The 20,362-nt window shown below is 47.3% G+C and carries 19 protein-coding genes; 7 read left to right on the top strand and 12 right to left on the bottom strand.

Annotated features, from left to right (window positions below):
• Positions 1-354: 354 nt before the first annotated feature.
• A protein-coding gene (locus BRW63_RS23450) for an IS1 family transposase (protein WP_223257486.1) occupies positions 355-1,046 on the bottom strand; the annotation gives its coding sequence in 2 pieces (ribosomal slippage) (positions 355-716 and positions 716-1,046; 693 coding nt in all).
• 142 nt (positions 1,047-1,188) lie between these two features.
• Complete coding sequence (locus BRW63_RS23445; RefSeq protein ID WP_073074803.1) at positions 1,189-2,250, bottom strand: IS4 family transposase; 1,062 nt, start codon at positions 2,248-2,250, stop codon at positions 1,189-1,191.
• A gap of 502 nt (positions 2,251-2,752) precedes the next feature.
• Here BRW63_RS23445 and BRW63_RS23440 point away from each other — a divergent pair.
• From BRW63_RS23440 to BRW63_RS23430, 3 genes are all read left to right on the top strand, one after another.
• Positions 2,753-5,920, top strand: a complete 3,168-nt coding sequence (locus tag BRW63_RS23440; protein WP_073074802.1) for a plasmid replication protein, CyRepA1 family — start codon at positions 2,753-2,755, stop codon at positions 5,918-5,920.
• A 188-nt stretch (positions 5,921-6,108) separates the two neighbouring features.
• Positions 6,109-6,468 carry a hypothetical protein gene (locus tag BRW63_RS23435; protein WP_073074801.1) on the top strand — a complete coding sequence of 120 codons (360 nt, stop codon included), beginning with the start codon at positions 6,109-6,111 and terminating at the stop codon, positions 6,466-6,468.
• A 28-nt stretch (positions 6,469-6,496) separates the two neighbouring features.
• On the top strand, positions 6,497-7,120 hold the full coding sequence (locus tag BRW63_RS23430; protein WP_073074800.1) for a Uma2 family endonuclease: 624 nt from the start codon (positions 6,497-6,499) through the stop codon (positions 7,118-7,120).
• Positions 7,121-7,349: 229 nt separating this feature from the next.
• On the opposite strand, the gene BRW63_RS23425 is transcribed toward BRW63_RS23430, so the two are convergent.
• Complete coding sequence (locus BRW63_RS23425; RefSeq protein WP_073074799.1) at positions 7,350-8,756, bottom strand: relaxase/mobilization nuclease domain-containing protein; 1,407 nt, start codon at positions 8,754-8,756, stop codon at positions 7,350-7,352.
• Positions 8,753-9,148, bottom strand: coding sequence for a plasmid mobilization protein (locus BRW63_RS23420; protein WP_073074798.1), 396 nt, complete (start codon positions 9,146-9,148; stop codon positions 8,753-8,755). Before BRW63_RS23420 ends, BRW63_RS23425 begins: the two co-directional genes overlap by 4 nt.
• Before the next feature lie 440 nt (positions 9,149-9,588).
• On the opposite strand from BRW63_RS23420, the gene BRW63_RS23415 reads away from it, so the two are divergent.
• The 3 genes from BRW63_RS23415 to BRW63_RS23405 are packed head-to-tail and all read left to right on the top strand — an operon-like array spanning position 9,589 to position 11,965.
• Positions 9,589-10,212: a hypothetical protein gene (locus BRW63_RS23415; protein WP_073074797.1), complete on the top strand. Its 624-nt coding sequence runs from the start codon at positions 9,589-9,591 to the stop codon at positions 10,210-10,212.
• A 6-nt stretch (positions 10,213-10,218) separates the two neighbouring features.
• Positions 10,219-11,049 carry a nucleotide-binding protein gene (locus BRW63_RS23410; RefSeq protein WP_073074796.1) on the top strand — a complete coding sequence of 277 codons (831 nt, stop codon included), beginning with the start codon at positions 10,219-10,221 and terminating at the stop codon, positions 11,047-11,049.
• Positions 11,036-11,965 (top strand): DUF6753 family protein, encoded by a 930-nt coding sequence (locus tag BRW63_RS23405; RefSeq protein WP_073074795.1) that lies wholly within the window; start codon positions 11,036-11,038, stop codon positions 11,963-11,965. Before BRW63_RS23410 ends, BRW63_RS23405 begins: the two co-directional genes overlap by 14 nt.
• Positions 11,966-12,014: 49 nt before the next feature.
• On the opposite strand, the gene BRW63_RS23400 is transcribed toward BRW63_RS23405, so the two are convergent.
• The 3 genes from BRW63_RS23400 to BRW63_RS23390 all read right to left on the bottom strand — a co-directional run bounded on the left by BRW63_RS23400 (position 12,015) and on the right by BRW63_RS23390 (position 13,918).
• Entirely contained in the window at positions 12,015-12,434 is a 420-nt protein-coding gene (locus tag BRW63_RS23400; protein WP_073074794.1) for a type II toxin-antitoxin system VapC family toxin, read from the bottom strand.
• Positions 12,434-12,664, bottom strand: a complete 231-nt coding sequence (locus tag BRW63_RS23395; protein WP_073074793.1) for a hypothetical protein — start codon at positions 12,662-12,664, stop codon at positions 12,434-12,436. The genes BRW63_RS23400 and BRW63_RS23395 overlap by 1 nt, the downstream gene beginning before the upstream one ends.
• Before the next feature lie 426 nt (positions 12,665-13,090).
• Positions 13,091-13,918, bottom strand: a complete 828-nt coding sequence (locus tag BRW63_RS23390) for a tetratricopeptide repeat protein (RefSeq protein ID WP_073074792.1) — start codon at positions 13,916-13,918, stop codon at positions 13,091-13,093.
• Positions 13,919-14,054: 136 nt separating this feature from the next.
• Here BRW63_RS23390 and BRW63_RS23385 point away from each other — a divergent pair, with 136 nt between their 5' ends.
• Positions 14,055-15,077: an IS701 family transposase gene (locus tag BRW63_RS23385; protein WP_073074791.1), complete on the top strand. Its 1,023-nt coding sequence runs from the start codon at positions 14,055-14,057 to the stop codon at positions 15,075-15,077.
• Between the two features lie 35 nt (positions 15,078-15,112).
• On the opposite strand, the gene BRW63_RS23380 is transcribed toward BRW63_RS23385, so the two are convergent.
• From BRW63_RS23380 to BRW63_RS23360, 5 genes are all read right to left on the bottom strand, one after another.
• Positions 15,113-16,687: a tetratricopeptide repeat protein gene (locus BRW63_RS23380; protein ID WP_073074790.1), complete on the bottom strand. Its 1,575-nt coding sequence runs from the start codon at positions 16,685-16,687 to the stop codon at positions 15,113-15,115.
• Complete coding sequence (locus BRW63_RS23375) at positions 16,677-17,147, bottom strand: hypothetical protein (RefSeq protein ID WP_073074789.1); 471 nt, start codon at positions 17,145-17,147, stop codon at positions 16,677-16,679. Before BRW63_RS23375 ends, BRW63_RS23380 begins: the two co-directional genes overlap by 11 nt.
• Before the next feature lie 100 nt (positions 17,148-17,247).
• A complete protein-coding gene (locus BRW63_RS23370) occupies positions 17,248-18,993 on the bottom strand; it encodes a hypothetical protein (protein WP_073074788.1) in 1,746 nt (581 codons plus the stop codon).
• Positions 18,993-19,253 carry a hypothetical protein gene (locus tag BRW63_RS23365; RefSeq protein ID WP_106254231.1) on the bottom strand — a complete coding sequence of 87 codons (261 nt, stop codon included), beginning with the start codon at positions 19,251-19,253 and terminating at the stop codon, positions 18,993-18,995. The genes BRW63_RS23370 and BRW63_RS23365 overlap by 1 nt, the downstream gene beginning before the upstream one ends.
• 111 nt (positions 19,254-19,364) lie before the next feature.
• Positions 19,365-20,063, bottom strand: a complete 699-nt coding sequence (locus BRW63_RS23360) for a hypothetical protein (protein WP_073074786.1) — start codon at positions 20,061-20,063, stop codon at positions 19,365-19,367.
• Positions 20,064-20,362: the final 299 nt, after the last annotated feature.

Below are 20,362 nucleotides of genomic sequence, written 5' to 3'. Positions count from 1 at the left end.
CCTTGAACCTCCCTGACGAGCCTGAATTCATCTGCACTTTCCCGCATTCCTCACTCCTGTTCATCCCGCCATAGAAGGACTTCGATTTTTCTCCCTCGACATCACAACACTCAAGATTGTAATAGGAACAGCCAGTCCCTAGCACGCATGTCAAACACGTCTTGGAAAGAAATAGTTACAGGTTGAATGACGCAAATAGTGAATAGAGCCACTATTGATGAATACTTTGCCCTTGCTGCTTCAAACTCAGCAGTCACTCATCTAGAACAAGTGTCAGGATCACATGGTGAAATCAGCCTTTACACTACAGCCAGGGGACTATCATTTCATGGCGTTGCTGAATGGCGGGATGAATTAGGTAGGAACAGGCACATCCCAGAATTTGAGATAGTGTAGTAGCAATCGAATCGCGTGTTTCAGCATTTCTTCTGACTTGGAGTAGCACAACGTCTTGCGATGCAATCTTGCCAGATAATGTCGCAATCGTGTATTTTCCCCTTCAACCCGTGTCATATAGGTCTTGCTAATAATCTGGTCTCCGTCTGGGATAAAACCGGGATACACCGACCAACCATCCGTGACGTAGAAGTAGCACTGCCAAGTCGCCACCACTGCCCACAAGGGTTCAAAGGTTTTACTGCTGTGGTCTCCCACAACCCATCCTAAAATCCCTTGCTGGAAGTGGTCAACCGCTGTCCAAATCCAGATTTTGTTTTTTTCGAGCCGACAAAGGTTTCCAGTTCATCCAGTTCCCCAACTTCGGGAACGGTATCGGGTGCATAAGCATCGGGTAGGCGTTCTCCAACTTGCTTCAGCCAGGAGAGTATAGTGGTGTGGTGCACGCCCTTGACCCGTTCAATTGCTCGAAATCCCATGCCGTTGACCGACATTTTCAAACACTCTCGCTTGACCTCATCCGAGTAACCTGGAGAAGGGTCGTAGCGATCTAGGAATTGACGACAGCAATCGACGCAAATGTGATTTTGTTTGCCTCTACGCTTGCCATTCTTACGGATGTGAGTCGAGTGACCCTCAGGACATTGCATGATGCTTGACCTTAATTCATCCCTCCATTATGCAACGCCCATTTCATTAGCAATCCAGTTTCTCACGCGGTTTGTCGCCACCTGCATTTGCTGATCATTTTCCTCTACTCGTTTGCGATCGGGTGATAGATGTGATTAGCAGCTAAGTACAGGACAAAAGTTTTAGAACTTGGACAAACTGCGCTTGACGAGTCTCGAGGTTGAGTAAAATCTGGCGGAGATGATCTAGCCCCATGCGGAAAATGCTCCTAGCTTTGCGTCCATGCTTTTTGATTTTGATGGGACGCTGCTCAACCATCCACTCTCCGACTTGATGTGCCCAGCAGAATGCCAAGGTTAACAGGGCGATGAGCTTCTTGAGTCGGTCTGGGTCTTTGAGGTGGGTGGCTTCGAGGCAAAAGCCACGAGTTTTCAAGCAGCCAAACCAGGTTTCAATGCCCCAGCGATGGGCATAGTCGGCGATTGCAGTAGAGGGGGCATGATTCGTAGCAACCACCAGCAACGAACCGTCATCGAGTCGCAATCCTGCCAAGTAAAGCCAGTGTCCCCAAAGCCGTCGTTTCCGTGTCAGCACCTTGGACTGCTGAGGCTGCAAGTCTTGAAAGACAATCGCGGTTTTGAGGAATTTCTGCCCATCAAACAGTAACTCCGACTCCCGAATGCGGATGCGAAATCGAGTCACAGGCTCTGCCATCAGCAAGGCAAACCACTGGGCACCGACAAACTCCCGGTCTGCCGTGAGATAGGCAATGTCTTCAGGCGCAAAGACGCACAGAAACTCGACCAACTGGTCGAAGCGCTCTTGCGTGTTGGAGTTGCCTCGCTTATCTAAGAGATGCCAAAACAAGGGAAACGCGACCCCTTGATGTCCCACGCCTAACATCAGAATATTGATCGTCACTGACCCAAACTCCCACGTGGTTCGGTCTACACTCAACACCCACGGCTTCGGAATCCCGACCAGTCTCACCACCAGTTGGGCAATCTGGTCATAGTCAACCTCAAACGACCGCAGAAATCGTTGGATGCGCTTGTAATTCGAGGCGGCTTTCGCTCGTCCCGCAAACCCGGTTGCCACCTCTGCCAGGTTCACCGTCTTGACCTGGAACAGGGCAACTAGAAATAAGGACAGAAAGGCGACTCGTGCTCCATGCCAGCCAAGTAGAGGCTGCAATGTTTGTCGCAATTGAGTAATCTGATGCATAGGGTTTCATATTGTGAACTCACTATTTGCATGAAACCCTTTCCTCCTCTCCTTTGGCAACTTTTTGTCCTGTACTTAGGATTAGCAGTACCGATTTTTCACCACTAGTGGTAGGATCGCGAAAGATATAAAGGTACTTCCCCTTCGCAGCGAGTCTTGGGGATAAATTAGGAGGTAAAGATTTGTAAAAACTGAAAAGCCCCTCACCGTTGAGGAGCTTTTACCCTGTATTAACCTGTCGAAATAGTGCGGAGAACAATCAACCAAGTTGTTTGGCGACGACTGAGTTGTTGATTGCCTCCCTCAACAGTCCAGCAACAGATGTTGCGAGGACACGCTCCCCGAAAACCCAGCAACAGATGTTGCGAGGATGCGCTTTTCTATGCACATTCTAAGCGGGATTGAGTCAAAATTCAATCCCTAACCAATCGTATTGGTAACTTTGTGGCATGGTAGCCGTCCTGCGCTGCATTCCGGTTGCACGTTTATACGTGAGATCCCGATGTCGCAGTTTCTTGAAGAGTTAAAAGTTTTGTCTCCAGTCGCTCCAAAGCATTACCAGGAGTGGATGGAGAGTGGTGTTTGCCGAGAAATTATCGAAGCAAACGTTGTGTCGTTGGAGGATGATTCCCCTTACAGCTATTTGCTTTATTCAGATCAACTGGCGCGACGCAACGACGGTCGCGTGGTGGATTGGGTGCTGCGCCGCTACCGTCATGTTGAAATGGGCGGTTGGTGGTGTGCTGGCGAAGATTTGATTGGGCTGAACGATCTGGTTCGACGCAGCCAGTTTCAAGCACATGACGCGGATGCCAATCGATCGCTATGGGGACAGTTCAAGCCAGATACCCCCTACCTTGACGAAGATGGGAAGCCCATCAAGTACGAAGCTCCTCCCAAGACCGATACGCGGGTGATCGCGCTGCATGATCCTCGCCGACCCCGGCAGTGGCTCGACGCGCTGCTCGACTCCTCTGTATTTATCATCATCGTGGAGGGCGCTAAAAAAGCTGGCTGTCTCATGACGCTGGGATACCTAGTTGTGGCACTACCTGGAGTTTTCAACGGATATCGAAAAAATAAGCAGGAGCTAGAAACCTTCGATCGTAGACTCATTAAGGATCTTCAGGTTCTTTGTGCTCCTGGTCGCCCCGTCTATATCTGCTTTGACTACGACCAAAAAATCAAAACCCGTCGTCACGTCCAGCTTGCCACAACTCGACTCGGTAGAATGCTAGAGCAAGCTGGCTGCACCGTGCGGGTCATCGCTTTACCAGAACCAGAGAAAGGGGTCGATGATTTCGTCGTCGCGCGTGGGCGACAAACGCTTGAGGCTCTCCACAAAACAGCTACAGCCCTGATCCAGATGCCTTCAGAAGCGTCACTAGTCACGTCAGCGTCGCGCAATTCTTTCAATTTTCCGCTTCTCATTCAACAATTTCAAGCGGTTTGGAGCTTACTAGCCACCACGATCGCATTCTGGACAAGTTTTCTTCCCGTCACAGAGCTTGGGCGGCAAGCCTTTGACGAAATCTACACAGCGGCTCCCATTTTGGAAGAGTGGGAAATCCTGAATTACAGCCAACTGACCTATAAATCGGCTTGTGTGGTCAACGTCCAAGACTTGGGCGAGCTAGAGTTGAAAGCACCGCAGTCAGCTCGTGTCGTTGCGCTCAAAGCACCCAAAGGCACCGGAAAAACGAAGATCATTACAAAGTGGGTCGCAGAAGCCATTCAGCAGGGGCAACCCACTTTAGTCTTAACCCACCGAATTCAACTAGGGCAGGCTCTGTGCGCCCGCTTTGGGTTAGATTACATGACAGAGTTACGAGATTCAGAAACCGGGCATCTGCTGGGATACGGACTGTGCGTTGATTCCCTGCACCCCAAGTCTGGTGCGCGATTTAACGCGAATCACTGGAAGAATCCGCTGATCATTGTGGATGAGGCTGAACAGGTGATTTGGCATACCTTGTCGGCGGACACCGAGGTTCGTCAGCATCGAGTCGTCGTCCTTAAGCAGTTAAAGCAACTCATACAGAATGCACTGACACCCTATGGGCATGGGCGAATCGTGCTGGCAGACGCAGACCTATCTGACTTATCGATCGATTTCATTCTGGGATTAGCCGAAGTGAGCGATCAGCTTGAACCCTGGATTATTCGGAACGATTGGATGCCAGAAAAAGGCTGGAATGTCTTTCACTACAACCAGTCTGAGCCTACGACTTGGCTAATGGGACTGAAAAAACATATTGCGCTTGGCAACCGTCCCTTTATTCAAGTGAGTGGGCAAAAACGCACGTCTAAGTGGGGAACGCAAAATCTCGAAACCTGGCTAGAGCAAGAAATCCATTGTCGTTTCCCCGAAAAACGCATCCTGCGGATCGACTCAGAATCCATCAGCGATCCATCTCATGAGGCGTACGGATGCATTTCTAAGCTCAATGAAATTCTGACGCAGTATGACGTGGTGATCGCTTCCCCCTCGATCGAAACGGGGGTCAGTATAGATATCAAAGGGCACTTCACCAGCGTCTGGGGCTGTTTTCAGGGCGTGTCCTCGGCGGACGCAGTGCGGCAATCCTTATCACGACTGCGTGATCCTGTGGATCGGTATGTCTGGATTGCTTCTTACGGCATTGGCAAAATTGGGAGTGGTGCCACGCATCACCAGTCGCTTTTGAAAAGTCAAACTAAAGTCGTTCGGACAACGCTGAAAACGTTGCTGGCATTCGACCAGGAAGACATTGACATCACCGTTGATCCGATCGCTCAACGAACTTGGGCCAAGATGGGTGCCCGAATCAACGCCGGAATGCTGCACTATCGAACGACCGTTTTAGCGGGACTCAAAGCCGAAGGGCACACCATCATTCCCACCACTCAGTGCATCAGCGCCAAGACGCGGAAGAAACTCAAAATCCAACTCACTAACATCTCTGAATCGAACCAGCAGGCAGAATGTGCTGCGATCGCAGCAGCGGAAGAAATCACCGATTTAGAGGCAAGCAAGCTCGAAGCCCAACGGTCAAAGGTGCCCTCAGAGCGCCGCAAAGCCCGGAAATACAAGCTTCAGCAACGATATCGAATTGACGTAACGCCAGATTTAGTCGGGAAAGACGATCGAGGATGGCATCCGCAAGTTCGGTTGCACTATTACCTGTCGATCGGGCGGGATCACCTGATTCAGCGGGATACTCAGATCGTTAAAAAAGCCCTCGAAGCGGGAGAAGGAGCGATTTGGACACCAGATTTGAATTCATCCTTGCTGTGTCATCAAGTTGTCGTCTTAGAAAAATTAGGGCTAGTAGAGTTTTTATCTGGGATAGAACTTCGTAATTCTAACCCTAAGCTTGTTGCGTTTGCCCAAGCGCTCAAAGATGTCCCCTGGAAAACTAAAGCGGTTTTAGGCATCACAGTCAACGCCAAATCCTCTCCGATCACCGTGCTGAGGCAAATTTTAACGAGCAAGTTAGGGCTACGGCTTGAGTTAATTCGCAAGGATGGACCGCGAAATAAGCAGGAGCGAATTTATCGAGTGATTGGACTAGATGATGGCAGAGGCGCTGTTTTTGAGGCTTGGCTAGAACGGGATTTACTATCGGTAGTCACTGACGGTATAGATCTAAGCTTATCTAACTCGGCTACGGTGGCGGAAGCTGCGTAGCCCTCTCTGCTCATAGGATAGCCTTGTCTTACCTCATACAGAGGTAAGGAGTTCTTTGAATTTTGATATGAAGAGAGACGGGTAGACCATTGCTCAAAAGAGAACTCAAAAAAGTTTTCCGTATGGTTTGAGAGTTGACCATACAGAAAATTTTCCGTATGGTAGAAGTACAGACCACACATAAAACCATGATTAGTGATCATTTACAAGCAGAGCGACTCCGGCTTCAGCAGCTAGAAGACGCAGTTCGATCGAGGGGTCGAGTTGCTCCAGCAAAGTGCTGGCTTGCGGAATCTCACGAAACTAAAAACTTTAAGACTTATACCTACATTCGGTTGGTGATGGAGAAAAAGAACGGTAAAATTAGCAGTCCGTCGTTGGGGCGACCGGGCAATGTTCGTCATCGAGAGTGGCAAGCTGCGATCGCTCGGCGAGAAGCGCTCAACGAGATCAATCAGCAAGCGACGATGCTTGGGGAATTGATTCAACGACAAGAAAATAGGCAAGAATGCATTGATAAAGCAGTGCGTCTTGATAGCATGGAGTAAAGTACCTGTCAGCAATGGAGCGAAGGCGATGTACGCACCCGTTACAAAGCTTCTGACGTTTGAAGAGTTTTTAGCCTGGGACGATGGGTCGGGCAGGGAGTTTGAGCTAATTGATGGGGTTCCCGTGCCATTATCAGAACCAAATGCGAATCATGAGGACTTGACTGAGCGGCTGTGTGCCTACCTGGAAAGCCACTGCCAAGACAATGACCTGCCTTACGTGTCTCGTCAGTCTAAGCAGATTCGGCTCAAAACAGAGCCAGGAGAAAAGGAAAAAAGCCGAAAAGCAGATATCGTCATATTTGACAAAGACGAGTGGCAGCGAATGAAGAGTAGCTCTAGCTCTGCGGCGGCATACGTTCCACCGCCTGGAGCGATCGAGGTGGTCAGCAATAACTGGAAGGATGACTATCTCACAAAACTTGCTGAATATGAAGAGTTGGGCGTTTTGGAGTACATCATTGTGGACTATGCGGCGTTTGGTGGGATTCGGTTTATTGGATCTCCGAAACAGCCGACGATCATGATCTATCAACTTGAAGATGGCGAATACTTACCAGGCAAAGTATTTCGCGGACAGGATCGGATTGACTCTAGGCTGTTTCCGAATACTTCCTTGACGGCTGAACAGATCTTTGAGATGAGTCGTTGATTAGGGAATTTTAAGCAGAAGGCGATCTCGTTTTTCTGAATTGAGCTTGGAGAGTGGTGCAATCGTGAAATCTAAAGAATAAAAGTGGCGCGAAGCGCAAGGGTGAGCAGGAGCGATTGTAGCAGAAATAACTTTAGCCGAGATATTTTAGCTTTTCCGATCTGTATGAGAGGAGACTATTTCCGTATGCTTGAAAATTAAACCATACGGAAAACCTGATCGTTGCCATCTATCGCGATCGATCCAGGTCATGGTTGAGCGGATTCGCACGCTGACTATTCCTTCCATTTGTGTTTTGAGTCGCCAGCTTTAAGAGTTCTTGCACATAGGCTTCTGCCTGCTCACGTCCAGAGTTTTGGCTAATCTGCTGAACTTGAGGACTGTGAACCAGAGCTTTTACATTAGTGTCAGAGCCGCTATGGAGGAGAAATTGGGCGATTTCTAGATCCACCTCACGAGTAGATTGCTGGTACTTGCTACGCTTACGTACTCTTTGTGCCAGTGTTTCATAGAGATGCTGATAAACCTGTTTCTCGCGAGCCGCGTTCAAGTGCCCAGATTTAGCTAAAGCTTTCGGCGTTGATAATGTTTCAGTCGTTTGCCGCATCGAAACAGGTAAAGACCTCGCCTGATGCTCCAATCGACTCTTTAAAGTTTGTAGGCAGTAGAGCTTGCCCAGCCTTGAACTATTGATAGTTTTGCCCTCGACTTCGATCAACAACTGTTGCCCTCTATGAGATTGATGAAGCTGCACAGGTACTCCAGATGTCTGCAAGTGCTCAACGAGTTGCGGAATAGAAGAAACGTGCTGAATCGTCTGATTGAGTAGTCGGCGGATCTGCTGCGTTGCTGAGGGCGGCGCTTGCTCAATCACAGATGGCACGCCTCCGGCTAATCGCTGCTGGAGTCGAGGCAGGCTATAGGCTCTTCCCAGTTTTGCACCCGCGATCGCAATGCCATTAAATTCAAACGAAATACCCCTGGGTTGACCGTCCACCAAGCAGTTCAGGCGAGTAGAAACTCCCATCTGCTTCAGCCGATCGCTCAAATCGGTAATCGTCTCGATCGAGCGATCCTGACTCAACGTGAGATCAATCAGATGCTGAAGTTGTTGCCGAACAGAAAATTTCCCAGTTGTTTTACCTTTTTCAATCTCTCGACGAGTGGGTTGGGCACAATCGCTCTCCCAGCTTGGAGTTACTGTAACCAATGCATGCTCGCTTTCTAGCCGACGCAAAACAGCTTCACTGCGCCGGAAATCCCATGAATCTGTTACAACTTGACCGCTACGCTGAACCCGGTTTGCAACGATGTGAACATGCTCGTGGTGCTCTGTATCAGTGTGCCGCGCCAGCACGTACTGGTTTCGCTGAAAGCCCATTGCTTTCAAGTATCGATCTGCTATCTCTCGCCAAGCTTCATCGGGCAAATGTTCACCCGGACTTAAGCTCAAAGCGCAGTGATAGACCGGGCGCTGAACCCGCAAGCTGCGTTGGCGAACCTGTTCAAACTCGATCGCCAACGCTTGAGGTGTTGTGCCCTCCATATTGCCGCCGATGAGTTTTGCCCCTGGCTTTTCTAAAACGTAGGCAAGACATCCTAAAAAGTCTCTTCCTTTAACCTGTTTACCGATCATCGCTTACGTTGTTTTGGTTGAGGTGTTTCGTCGATTTGCGATCGCAACTGACTAATCGTTTCCTTCAGTTCGTCTACTGCCAGATGGAGCGTATTTAGGGTCTGAATGATTGGTTGATCTGACGATTGATGGGCCAACTGTGAACCAATAGCAGCAGCGATTTGATTGAGGTTAGAGCCAACACGATTGAGATTGCTATGCACCTCACCCAACCTGAAGTAGGTTTCTTCAGCAATCTCAGTGATTTCATGAGGCAGTTCAGAAAACCCAATGACACACCGAACATATGCACTCACCGAAAGCTCAAACTGGGCTGCTTTAGCTGCCAGTCGCTTTTTCTCCTCCGGTGTGAGGCGTAGTTCAAATCGCTCAGTTTTGACTTCTAGAGACATGGTTTTGTACGGACAAAGGGCATGGCTCGCTAAGGGCAAAATCAGGCACACAAGAGAGAATTCTCGTTAAGGCACATCCCGGAAACCAGCCCGTGGGAGTGCCTTCAGGAACTCTTGTAGAAATGCCTCGCTGAATGCTAAATCTGTTTCAGGAATGAATACTCCGGTAGGCGCTTAGAGGAGGGCAGAAATAGATGTTAGGTGGGACTTATCGCATCATTCCTCGGATGAATCATTTATAGCACCCCCAGGAAATACCTTCGGAACAACTTCCAAACTCTCCGAACGGCTGCCATCCACGCAAAAAATTTGTAAAGCTAGTTAAAGCTCTTCCCAATGCCTGAAAGATGATAGTACAATTGCGGTCAAGGAAAGCTCTAGAAGTTTCCTAACGTGTTGATCTAAATGACCTCCTTGGGGTCATGAGCAGATTTGCCTGTATGAGCAACTTGATACCACCCAATAGCGCTGCCAAAGTGCAGGCTGAGTTGGTTGTTGATGCAATTTCAAAACTGGAAGCCCTTCCTCAGAAAACTCCGACACAAAAACGTGAACTTACAACGCGGGAAACTGTGTCTGCAATGTACGGAACGTTGGCGAAGCTGAGGTTTGAGAAGGGTTACTCATTCGATGAAATTGCCGACTTTTTGAAGGAGATGATTGGACTCGATGTGAGTCCAAAAACACTGCACAACTATTTTGCAGAAGAAACTAAGTCTCGCAAAAAATCGGCTCGTCAGCAAAATCGGCGCTCTAGAGGCACAGATTCACCTGCGATCGCGCAGCGCTCGATCGAGACAACACTAGACAATAGCGGCTCAACGTCAGAACCAGAATCATCAAGCCCCTCGGTCATTACCCCTGATTGCCAGCTAGATTCAAGCGTTGAATCAGACTCATCTCAGTTTGACCTTCAACAGGCAGAGATTCCTAATGACAGCGAAGAAGCTGCTTCACCTGCTGCTAATGCCCTCATAGCCTCATCTGAGCCGCTCACAAATGAAAGGTGGGTTGAGCCAGAATTCAACACTATCCAAACTAGACCTAAAAAGCGTAGGAGCTAATTGTTTATGACTTCCACTCTCAATCGCATTATCTTTATTTTGGGAGGCAAGGGCGGAACTGGGAAAACGCTGCACTGTCGGCAGTTGTATTACTACCTGATACAAGCAGGCATTAACTGTCTTGCCTACGATGCTGATGTTGAGAACCCGGAGTTTGAGGACTATCACACCGAATGTCAGCACAAAGTGAAGCGCCTCAACTTTCTCAAGTCTGTTGAGGCGAAAACACTCTTTAGCGACATCGACCAACACAAGCCCACGGTAGTGCTGATTGACATGCCTGGAGCCTCTGGAAAAGCAACCAGAGAGCAGTTGCAGAAATTTGGCGCGTTTGACCTAGCTAAGGATCTCGGCTACCGCATCACCTTCGATACGGTTCTCAACAACTGTTACAACACGATTAATAGCCTCCGCATCATGATGGAGTTTTGCGGCGATCAGGCGGATTACGTTGCAGTGAGAAGCTTGATGTGGGCGCAGGAAGGTTTGAACTTCAGCCGTTGGGAAAAATCTGAAGAACACAAGCGATTTCTTGAATTAGGCGGCATTGAGATCGACTTGCCATTGCTCGAACTCAGCACGTTTGATGTTATGCATGAAGAAGCGTTGTCTTTTTTTGAGAAAGAGCAGCTTCCTTTTGGCGATCGCATTCTAGCGAACAGTTTCCTGAATCTGAGCCTGCCAGAATTGCAGAAAGCGAGTCAGTACTTAGGGCTACCTCCCTCTGAACTTGAATCAACTCCCCCAAAAACCATAAAATCAACCAGCAAGAAGAAAGCAGCAGACCCGAAAGTAGAAGAGCCATCGGCAGAGGTGGTAACCAGTGGTAGCAAGTAATGACAAGCTCCTGACAGAAATTGCGGAACTTCAGAAAGCGGTTGGGAAGTTGTGGCAGACTGCTGACGAAGCAAAGATTTCAACCGTCGAAGAGTCGCGCAAGATTAGCGACAAGTTAGACACATGGATAAACACGAACCGAGTGCTTCTGGAATCAACTCAGGAGCTATTCAAGGTGATCGTTTTGAACTCGCAGGAAGTGCAGCGATCAGCGCAATCTTACGAGAAAGGCAGTCGGTTGTTGAGTCAGTTGCAGCAGCAACTCATCAACTTCGAGCAAGTAACGACCGAACTGAACGATACCTTACAGAGTTGGGAACCCTCACTGACTCCGACACTCCTAGAGTCGGAGAACCAGAGTCTCTCGATCGAGCAATTTTCGACCTTTCAGGAGAGTTTGAACCAGACTCTTCAGAATATCCAATCCCTTCAGCAGAGACTCACTCAAAGCGTCGAAGCTCTGCTAAAAGAGACGGGAAATCCCAGTCTACTGAAGTCTTTAAAGACCACGGCTCGACTTTCCAAGACGATCGACTTCACGACGTGGAAAGATGAGTTACTGAGTCTGGCTGCACTTCCGATCTCTGCTTTTGGTATAGCTATGGTCACGATCGGTGCAGGACTCGGTTGGGCAAGCACTCAACTAACTCAGCCCGAACTTGCTCCCGGCGCACCGCGACAACTGACCTTGGAAGAAGCTGAAACGCTGCGCTGGTCAAAGACCGATCAAGGGAGATTAGCTCGGAATTTAATCCAGTGGAATGATGGACTGTTGACTGGCTTGGATTGCACCAAAGATGTCGATCGCTTAGGCGTAACGCTCAAAGTCCAGGGCAAGCCTTCTACGTTTGGGTACTGCACTCTTTGGGTAGTGCCGCCAGAGGAACGTAAATTCGATGATTTCAAGAAAAATTAGGGTTCTATGTTTTTCTTATAACCCTAATTTCAACAGATTGCATAGAGAGCTATGAGCTTGAGGCAAGTTGGTCGAGTAGCTGGCGGGGAGACAAAACTGGGATGGTTGAGTTAACAAAATCTTTTGAATCACGGGTGACGATCGCGTCAACGTTTTGAGCGATCGCACAGGCGTATTGCACTGCGTCCTCAAAGTCTCGGAAATTGAGTGCAACTGAGTATTCTAGAATCTGGCGATCAACGGGGCAAATTTGAAGGTCTGCTAGAATCTGAGCAATTGTTTCTTGAGCTACTTTGAATCCCTCAGCTTTTCTGACGATGTAGTAAACGTTTGTGAGGGTCGTTGCTGCAATGAATCCATCAATCTGATTTGCATCAATTCTCTGAAATAATATTTCCGCATCTTTGATAAATGGCTCACGGTCTAATAGAAAGTCGAGGACTACATTTGTGTCAATCAAGATTTGCATTACGAATATTTTTGCGTCAGGTAGTCGGTGTAATCTTGCGTGATGGCATCGTCGCTGAGGGTGGAGCCTGCGCGTTTGGCAATTCCTTTGAGGCGAGAGAGATTTCTTTTCTGAGGTTCTTTGGGTTGGGAGTTCAGAGGTTGGAGGGCTTTGGTAAGCGTGTCGATGAGCGATCGCTGTTCATCGGGTGATAGCTGTAGAGCTTGTTCACGAATTTCTTGTAGATTCATGGAGGTTTCAAAATTCGAGGGCGTTCTAGTTCATTGTAGGCAATGGGCGACGGTTGGTAAAACTCGTGTTCGATGCTTTGATATCCAGATTGCAACAACGTAGGTTTTGAGTTCCTGAAGGTTGGATGAAGCGAATCTCCAGGAACTCATGGGAAGCGATATTAGACGAGAAGAGTCAATAGTTCAGCCTTATTCATTCGGGCAGATCCGGTGATACCTCGATCGCGGGCGAGGAGGCGAAGCTTTCGGACACCTAGCTTCTCGCTGGTCGAGCTAACGGCTAAAGTGAGCGGTGGCGAGAAGACTAGAGAGAAGCACGAAGACTCTCTACTGTCCGCTCCACTGCGTTGTTAGCTGACCTCACCGAGATCACCAAAATACGATGCTGTACCTCTGCATTTATCGATCTTCGTATCAGTACACGGATTAATTCCTTTCCAATTTTTGAAGTAGATCTTCAGCACCTTTACGCATTCCTGGGTCATTCGATAATTTGGCTTGCTTCAAGTCAGTAATCGCATTGCTTCTATCACCCTTGTTGAAGTAAGCGGCTCCTCGCACAAAGTAGGCTGAAGTTAAATCCAGCTTTGGGTTAATAGTTGGGGCTAAGTTGATGGCTTGGGTGAGATCAGAGATCGCTTGATCATTGCTACCTTTGGAGCCATAAGCAGACCCACGACTGAAATAAATGAGATACATATTTTCGTCCGGTGGAAGTTTGAGAGTTTGTCGAAGCTTGAGGGCTTCGGTAAAGTCTGAAATTGCTCGATCAAATTCCTTTCGAGCACTGTAAATAACTCCACGAGTATAATAAGGGCTAGCGAATGAAGGAGCAATTCCATTATTTGCAAGAGGGAATTGAGATAGTAGATCTACACGTTCTTTGTTTTGATAAAGTTCAATGGCTTTAGTAAGATCTGCAACGGCACTATCATAATTGTTGTGTATAGCATAGATTCTTCCGCGCAAATGATAAGCATCAATAATTGTCTTATTATTTTCAGAGTTTAAAATGTTGGCAAATGTGATTTTTTTGGGCGTAGTCGATTGCGACGAGAATTTCTGATTATCCTCCCAGATTTGGATTACCTTGTTAAGGTCATTAAGTGCGAGATCGCTCTCGCCTTGAACACTATAAAGCATGGAACGATCCACATAAGCTTGGAAACTGTTCTTATCCAGCCGAATGACTTCAGTATAATCATTAAGAGCAAGGTTAAGATTATCTTTGCTTCCTCCAGCACCGAAACTCATTATATAAGCTGTTGCACGCCAAGAATAAGCTTTAGTGGCAACAGGATTTAGTTTGATTGCTTTAGGACTTACGCATTGACAGGAGAAGAAGAATGTGGTGAATCTAGAATAGTTTTGTAGTCCGCAGAAATGAGTCGTGAGAGAACTGTCTAAACCCTCAACCGCCAAGTGTACTTGCTCGCTCTACATCTTGTTTTTGTTGGCGGAACCCAAGTATGTGAGTTGTGTTCGTCTATCTGAGGTGATGGAGGGGTTGAGTCACGACAGTGTGAATCGGTTTCTGCTACGGGAGAACTACAAACCCCGCGATCTGTTTAATGAAGTCCTAGACCATCTGATTCTAGACGGTGGGGTTGCGAGTGTAGACGATAGCGTGTTGGATAAACCTTACCGCGACCCCCAAAGCACTGCCCTGATGGGCTACTTTTGGTCGGGCAAACACAAGCGGACAGTGAAGGGTATCAATCTGATTACCTTGTACTATACCGCTGTCACGGGCACTTCCTATCCGGTGAACTTTCGCATTTACGACAAACAGGAGGGCAAAACCAAGAACGAGTATTTTCGCGACATGGTGGCAGAAGTGAAAGCTTGGGGACTGAAACTGGCTTGGGTGACAGGCGATAGTTGGGATTCAGGGATTGAAAATCTGAAGTTTCTCAGAAACGAGAAAGTGGGTTTTCTGTTTGGGATTGCTGACAATCGCCAGGTTTCACTAGAACGGGGCATTCAAGTACAGGTGAAAACGTTACCGATTCCTGAATCTGGATTAGTGGTCTATCTTAAGGAGTTTGGGTGGGTGAAAGTGTTTTGCCAGAGCTTCAAAAACGAGGATCGGTATTACATCATGCACCTGCCCAACGATCTGGAACTAGCGCAACTGAACCGCCAAAACTTTCGCCAGATTCACGATAGTCATTGGCAAATTGAGAGCTTTCATCGGGTGATCAAGCAAGTGTGCAACATTGAACGCTTCCACGTGCGAACAGAGTCCGCTATCAGAACCCATTTTTTCTGTGCGTTGCAAGCCTTTTGTAAGCTGCAAACGATGCGCGTTGAAGGCTTGATTGATAACCTGTATCAGGTATCGAGGCAGTTGTTCGTGCCCGTGATCCGTCAGTTCATCTTGGAAAACCTCTCCCAATCGACGGTGGCTTGACTTCAGACCTTGCTACTTTTGTCAATGCGTAAGTCCTATGCTTTATTAAAGTCTTCGATGGCACGGGTAAAATTCTGCTGTGTACTATAAAATCGTCCACGCCCTACGTAAGAAGTGTAAGCCATATATTTTGGGGCAATCTCAATTGACTTGGTGTAGTCTTCATCTGCATGAGCATAATTTTTCAGAAGTTCATATGCTACCGCTCTTTGGCGATAAGCAAAGACCATTATCTTTAAGCCATTTGGACTAGAAGTAGCGTTAAGTTGAATTGCTTGATTAATATCTCCAAGAGCACGAGTAAAATCACCTTTGAAAAGATAATTACTACCTCGCATGACATAAGCTGCTCCCAAAATATCATCGCCCCATAAACGCAGTTTAGGCTCGATGTTAAGTGCTTTGGTCATATTAGAAATCGCAAGGTCGTGGTTCCCTTGCATATTGTAGACACTTCCTCGATAACCGTAAAAGATAGAGTAATTTGGAGAAATTTCAATTGCTCGATTGTAGTCTGCAAGTGCTTGTTCACCATTTTCCTTGAATTGATGTACTTTTCCTCGAAAAGCATAAACAAGACTTCGATCTAGATCATTTACTTTAAGTTTAGATTGTTGCAGTTCTGGGTTCTCTAGATCCTTCAACGCATCAGTGGAAAAATTAATTGACCCATCCCAATCCTCTGCTGAATAACGCGTTACTCCTAGCGTGAGGAAAGTCAGATATCTTGTCTTGCTAGAAAGATTTGTATATACAGTGAGGTTTTTAGTAGGAGGAATGTCCAGAAGTAGAGTTGCACCTGAATTTTCTGCTGCTTTTACCGATTTAGGTAAGTATTTTGGCTCTTTCAATACTTCAAAGTTGAAGCTGACCGGTAGTATACCTTTGTCTTGCTCACCATACCTTCCCCAAATAACTATGGAGGCTTTGTACTGCTGACCCACTGCTAGAGCTTCCCCATGGTTCGCAAAGGAGTGGAACAATCTTTTGAGCTTAATATCGGAGTAAGGTCTGATAGCTGCTCCCAATTGCTCTTCGATGGTGTTAGTAACGCGAGGATATGGCGGTATTCCCTTGTCTGGCTCGAATTCAGCTAGGAGAATAATACTGTGTTTGGGAGGAAGGCTCTGCCAGATAAAGAACCCACCATATGTTAGAAGGGGAATGGCAATCGCACCCATCATCGTTGAACGGCGCGTCCATTTTCGTTGCTGCTCCCTAGTTTGTTGTTGCTTAACTAACTTGTTAGAGGAATTAATGTTAGGATCAGATGGAGATTGATCTCGTAGTTCTGGTTTCCAAAACCAAGCATAGTAAATGCAAGTTAATGATAGTAGTCCACTTCCTAAAACCAACATTGCATAGGTGGAAAGTTCCGGCTCGCCATTAATCAGTTTAATACCCCCCCACACTAGACAAGCTATATAGACAAGAATTGAAAGAAACTGGGCAAAGCGACGCTGACTGCTATTTACAGAAATTCCAAAGTAGATTATGGTCTGAAATATTCGACCAACCCAGATGTTTTGTGCTTCAACGTTGCTAATAGCCGTTTGTCGAAACTCGGAGTTAGGACGTTCCTCTTCTGAAGGGCTTTTATTAGGACTCATAGCTCTTATTTTCCTGAGTTAACTCACCTAGCTTGATATTCTGAGCCTTTACGTTAGTTAGCATTCGCTGTTCAGCAAAGCTATCTCCGCTTGTTTTTTGAGTCATTCTATCTACTTCAAGATCGCCTGTAATGTTGATCTCACTTCCCATAAGTTGTATCGTCATCCCTGTCGATTCTAGTCGTGCTAGTAAATCTGCTATTTCAACAGCAAAATCTTGATCTTCTGCCATCTGTGTCACCAGTTCAGCTTTGACAGAATCAACATTTATTTCTGTAGGCTGCTTTTCTGCTCGTGTGAGTAGCCCTTCTGTACCAAAGGCTCTGAATTTATTGCGAACAGTTGAAACTATCTGGGCAATAATTTTTGAAGCACCCTCACCAAAAGATTTTCCACCTGCTTTCAGTGACTCAGAGAAAAACAAAGTTGCGATCGCTGCTGCTATCGTTACAGGTTCCACAGTTTATACATGGAGATAAGGACTCTCTACAATTTTCAACCCTGATCAGGCTAAATGCCCTAATAAAACTTTAAGAATAAATAAAATTTAGCTATGTGCTTTATTTAACTAAAGCCAAACAAGAGCAATAAAAATGCCCAGCCATCTGCATCTGAGCAATCAACCGCCCAAACAGCGATCGTCCTGCCTCGTACTGCTTGGCTAAGGGCTGCTCACCGACGGTCGCCAATTCTGCTCGAATACGATCGGGTAAATCTTCAACGGCTGGCAGATAGCCAACAAAATAGCCATTGGCATCCTTGTCAAAATCGGTAATCGCGATGTGCTTCGCTGTCCAAGGGTTGAGATAGGCAACGCCTTCCTTGCGAAACGCTTCAAGGTCGTTTTGTTTAAGAGTTTCAGTATTGTTGATGGCGATCGCGATCGCGGCTGCGCCCACGTTGGGAAATGGAGAGCGGTAATACGCCACGATCGCGCCATGTGGCAAATCCTTATTACACACTTCCCAAGGCATCAGTTGCTCGTGATGCTGTGCCATTGCGGATGGGACGTAGATTCCACCGACCGCCAAATCGACTCGTTCACCGCGCAAATAGCGGTCAAGTTCATAGTTAACTTTGCTGAATTGATCCAACTGCCCGAATGAGTCGGCTTTTAGAACGTCGTAAAGCCAATCGGAGCGATCGTCCTGGTCGTGACCTTCTTCTGCCAAAGCCTTACGCTGTTTATCTTTCTGGTCGAGGTAGTACTGCCCTAACCGCTTCGGATCAACCGCGACTTCTGCCAGCGCCTCACTCTGCCCCAGTAGACGCGGATTGAATTCAGTGAGTGTCGCTTCGGGAATACAGCCTTTGACCTGTGGACCGACAACCTGGTCGCCGTATTTGCCATCAGATTTACGGCTAATCCAAAACTGGCTAACTTCCTTGATTCCCGGTTCAGACAGAGTGCCTTCATCTCCTTTGATGTCATTTTTGGAGAGAATGGCATCTACGCCCAACCGCTCACACCACCGACTGGTTGCCATCGTCCCCTTTACCATTCCTGGTAAATCGGGGGTAGCGGCGCGAAATTGGGTCACCGTGGTGTGAGTTAGGTAGTTCAGGCGCTTGTCGATCGCCTCACTAACTTCAGCCGGAATCGGGAATGATTTAAGTGTGCCTTCTCGCTGATAAGTGCTGATGAGTTCACCAACATCTGCTTCTACACCTGCTTTTTCTGAGGCGTTCACGATCGCCTGTTCAATTTCTGCTTCAGTCAGCAGAGCTTTCATGACGGATGTTGCAACCAGCATGGTTCCATCGCCCATTTTGTCATACAGCTTATTGAGATCTTCAATGGAAATAGAGCGTCTATGCCGATCGTGTAGACCGACACGTCCACACGATCGCGCTTCATCATCAATCACCAGAATTCGGGCATTGTGACCTGTGGTGGCGAAATCAACCAGGGTGGAACTCATCCCATCTGAGACGATAAGACTACCGTAAGCCACAGCGTTATGGGCTGTGTTGCGGTCAGCCGCATAAATGGGTTGAATTCCCTGTTCTGCATCTCCCTGTGTCAACAGTTGTGCTATCTCCGGATCGGTGAAATAGCCAGTCCGACCATTGCTGAACACTAAGACTTTGCCGTCTGCTTCTAATCGTTGGCGGTCTGCATCCGTGACGCGATCGTAAAACTTCCCCAAGAAAAACTGAGCATTCTCAATCTTGTTCGCCTTGAACCAATGTTCAAGGAAAGAGTGTTCAATCTGTTTTTGCTTAGGTTGAAGCTCTTGAGTCTCAAGATCAAATTCTCGGAGAGTAATTCCAGTTTTGACATCGAATTCTGTGATTTTGAGCATCAGAACTCCTCAGCACACGACTCATTAGAGCCAAAAAGGGGTTCAGCGAGCGACTGTAGCAGTTCCTTTCCTGCCACTTTTCGGTTTCGCTGCTCCTGAAGTTTCTCTTCACTAGATTTCCAGTCACCGAGAACACCTGAATCCTCAAGGTCATCGGTAGTGACTCCCCCAGCAAGTAGCTCTTCAATAGTCTCGCTAACGTTATCCAGCCGATGCAAAGCCAGCTCTCGATCGATGTCGAGAGGTATTAATTGATTCATAATCATTCCTCAAATCAGCACATGCTGCCAAGCGACAGCCGGACAGCTACTTACAGGATTATATTCAATAGAATTTTGGGGAACCCATATTTTAGGAAGAAATTAGCTCAATCAACGGCTCAGATTAAATCGACGAGGGGGGGCAGCCTCTTGCTGAGCGGTTTGAGTCCCAACTGCTTCAACTTGCCACTCTTTCTTAGAAAACTGAGTTTTCATACACACTGGAAAGTAGTACGTTCGGAGACCACCCATCGGGGTGAGAAATTCCGGGTGCAGTTCTTCAACCTTGAGCAACGCTTGTCCCTTGACCTCGCTGCCCACGTCATCAAATAGTTGAGGCTCTATTGAAATTAACCGGATGTAACGCACGGTCTGCTTCGTTTTGTGAACCAACTTGAGCAAATTTTTATCTGTAAACTCGATGCTACCGTCAGCTTGAGTTGTATAGCTGTACGAAATTCCTTGGGTGGGGGCAAGCATGGCTCCCAAATACAAGTCCTCATGGCTGCGATCGCGCCATCGGACGTAGACATAGGGATTGTGTTTGGTTCCTTTCTTGACCGATTTGTACGGAACGTTTTTGATTTCAATCCTGACTTCGCTTAAGGCAGTAGGCTCTTGCCGCTCACTAGAGTAAGTCCGCTCCAAGCGTTCAAGCTCGATCGCCTCTTTTAGCATGTCACACTCTTGCTCACTGAGCAGTGGTAAAAGCTCATCGATTAGGATTCGGGTGCGTCTAGGCGCAACAGCCTGTTTGATAGCTCGAACTGCCTGCAAGAGCGTTACTCGCGAAGCATTGGTAGATTCCATATGAACGGAGCACTGTTTTGAATTGAACCAGGATTTCCACAATCGTACCCAGAAGTGAGTCGCTTCACCTTTAGATCGATCGCTATCTACACCATAGCTACATAATAGAGGTTTATTTTCTCTTGCTCTGAGAATGGGTGTGATCGCTTATCTGTTAAGTTTGCTATCTAGCAAAAAATAAAAGTCAGATCATCCAAGCAGAATTCATTTTTAGAAGAATATTTTGATCCACTCCAGCAGATAGTTCTATAAGTGTAGAGTTTCCTAGTGGATCAAAGCTGCAAAAATATGGACAATTG

Origin of the sequence: Phormidesmis priestleyi ULC007 (assembly GCF_001895925.1) — a bacterium.
GTDB lineage: Bacteria > Cyanobacteriota > Cyanobacteriia > Leptolyngbyales > Leptolyngbyaceae > Phormidesmis_A > Phormidesmis_A priestleyi_A.
The sequence above is the reverse complement of the archived record's forward strand: the minus strand, read 5'-3'. Positions and strand labels throughout refer to the sequence as shown.